Source organism: Streptomyces pathocidini, assembly GCF_001418495.1.
Taxonomy (GTDB): domain Bacteria; phylum Actinomycetota; class Actinomycetes; order Streptomycetales; family Streptomycetaceae; genus Streptomyces; species Streptomyces pathocidini.
In genome coordinates this window covers 1-1,859 of record NZ_LIQY01000671.1, presented here as the reverse complement: position 1 = coordinate 1,859, position 1,859 = coordinate 1, and the positions used below count along the sequence as shown (strand labels likewise).

Sequence of the window (1,859 nt, the reverse complement as noted above, 5' to 3'; positions counted from 1 at the left end):
CCGGCGGCGGCCGCTTCGCCCGCGCCGTCGTCTGGGTGGGCGCGGACGGCGAGCCGGAAGCGATGCGGCGCCTGGCCGACTCGGCGGAGGCGGGCGCCCGCCGCGCGGGCGTCTCCATGGCGGAACACCGCCGCTACACCCCGCACCTGACCGTCGCCCGCGCCCGCCGCCCCCACCAGAGCCTGCGCCCGTACGCGGACGCGCTCGCGGGGTTCGAGAGCAGTCCGTGGACGGTCGACGAGCTGCTGCTGATCCGCAGCTACCTCCCGAAGGGCGGAGTGGAGAAGGAGCAGCCGCGCTACGAGGCAGTGGGCAGATGGAAGCTGGGCACCTGACGGCCGTTCTCGCGCGCGTGAACGGCCGGGGCTCGTCCCCGCATCCGACGGCCGAGGCGGGACCCGACGCCTGACGGCCGGGGGAGCGGGGCGGATCGGAGCAGGTCGGGCTGGAGCGGGCCGGGGTCGAGAGGTCGGAGCACGGCACCTGACGGGCGGGGACCGGGCAAGGCTGGGCGCCGCGTGGTACCTGGCGGGTGGTGGGGTTTGTGGTCCCGTTAACCTCAAGGCGTGGACACCAAGACCAGAACCCGGATCGTGAGCGGCGCTCTCGTCGTCATGCTGATCGTCGTGATCCTGGCGGCCGCGCTCGGCTGAGCGCGGCCGCCAGGTCGGCCCGCGCGCTAAGCGAGCGCGGGCCCGCGTGCTACCAGGCGAACGCCTCCGGAGACGGCCCGGGGCCGGGGAAGATCTCGTCGAGCGAGGCGAGGAACTCGTCCGACAGCTTCAACTCGACCGCGCGGAGCGCCGATTCGAGCTGTTCCCCCGTCCGCGGCCCGACGATGGGTCCGGTCACGCCGGGCCGGGTGAGCAGCCAGGCCAGTGCCACGTCGCCCGGCTGGTGGCCGTACTTCTCGACCAGGTCCTCGTACGCCTGGATCTGCTCGCGCTGCCGGGGGTTGCCGAGCGCCTCGGCCGACCGGTTGGCCGCGGAACGGACCGCGCCGCCCTCCCGCTCCTTGCGGAGCGCGCCGCCGAGGAGCCCGCTCTGCAGCGGGGACCACGGGATGACCCCGAGCCCGTACGCCTGCGCGGCCGGGATGACCTCCATCTCGGCGCGCCGCTCGGCGAGGTTGTACAGGCATTGCTCGCTGACCAGCCCGTACGTGCCGCGGCGCGCGGCGGTCTCGTTGGCCTGGGCGATGTGCCAGCCGGCGAAGTTGCTGGACCCGGCGTAGAGGATCTTGCCCTGCTGGACGAGGACGTCGACCGCCTGCCAGATCTCGTCCCAGGGGGTGGCGCGGTCGATGTGGTGGAACTGGTAGAGGTCGATGTAGTCGGTGCCGAGCCGTTTGAGACTGGCGTCGACGGCGCGGCGGATGTTGAGGGCGGAGAGCTTGTCCTCGTTGGGCCAGGGCTTCTCGTCGGCGGACATGTTCCCGTACACCTTGGTGGCGAGCACGACCTTGTCGCGCCGTCCGCCGCCCTGGGCGAACCACGAGCCGAGGATCTCCTCGGTGCGGCCCTTGTTCTCGCCCCAGCCGTAGACGTTGGCGGTGTCGAAGAGGTTGACGCCCGCGGCGAGCGCGGCGTCCATGATCGTGTGGCTGTCGGCCTCGGTGGTGTGGGGCCCGAAGTTCATGGTCCCGAGGACCAGTCGGCTGACCTTCAGTCCGGTGCGTCCGAGCTGCGTGTACTCCATGGGTCCCAGCCAACGCCCTGGAGCCCACCTGAATCAAGCGCTTCAGGGCAAGTGCTTCGCCTCGTACGGGCCGCCCAGGTCCCACGCCTGGTGCAGTGCGTTCGCGAATGCCGCTGCCAGTTTGTGTTCGCCTCGGTGGCTGGGGTGGGTGCCGTCGTGGG

2 protein-coding genes are annotated in these 1,859 nt (G+C 72.1%); one reads left to right on the top strand and one right to left on the bottom strand.

Translation table 11 applies throughout. The features are described 5' to 3' along the window. The coding region (locus AOK16_RS24305) for a 2'-5' RNA ligase family protein (RefSeq protein ID WP_276202526.1) at positions 1–335 on the top strand (335 nt) is incomplete at its 5' end. A 367-nt stretch (positions 336–702) separates the two neighbouring features. Here the strand turns inward: AOK16_RS24305 and AOK16_RS24300 are convergent. Further along, positions 703–1,698, bottom strand: a complete 996-nt coding sequence (locus tag AOK16_RS24300) for an aldo/keto reductase (RefSeq protein WP_055474253.1) — start codon at positions 1,696–1,698, stop codon at positions 703–705. Positions 1,699–1,859: the final 161 nt, after the last annotated feature.

Bases quoted from the DNA above. Each gene is read 5' to 3' on its own strand.
- AOK16_RS24300 (WP_055474253.1), bottom strand. From the start codon at position 1,698: ATGGAGTACACGCAGCTCGGACGCACCGGACTGAAGGTCAGCCGACTG.